The following is a 255-nucleotide window of genomic DNA, read 5'->3' on the forward strand; positions in this document are numbered from 1 at the left end:
CTGACCGATGCCGCGGGCTACACCTTTACCTACACCTACGACCGGGAGGGGAGGGTGCTGGCGGCCTTCGATGCCGAAGGCAGGCAGATCTTCCGCAACACTTATGACGACTGCGGGCGCGTTATCTCGCAGGAGGGCGGGACGCCCGGCCGGGTCACCCGCTTCGCCTATTATGAAGACCCGGCGGCCGGTACCGTGGTACGACCGCAGCGGCCACATGAAGACTTACACCCACGACGCCTGGTACCGGCAGCT

The 255-nt window shown here is 65.5% G+C and carries 1 protein-coding gene; it reads left to right on the forward strand.

Going from position 1 to position 255, the window contains the following annotated elements; all coding sequences use genetic code 11:
• Positions 1-255, forward strand: a 255-nt coding sequence (locus tag DXX99_RS11225; RefSeq protein ID WP_165847855.1) for an RHS repeat protein, incomplete at both ends; no start/stop codon positions are given.

The organism is Ammonifex thiophilus (genome assembly GCF_003368535.1).
GTDB lineage: Bacteria > Bacillota > Desulfotomaculia > Desulfotomaculales > Ammonificaceae > Ammonifex > Ammonifex thiophilus.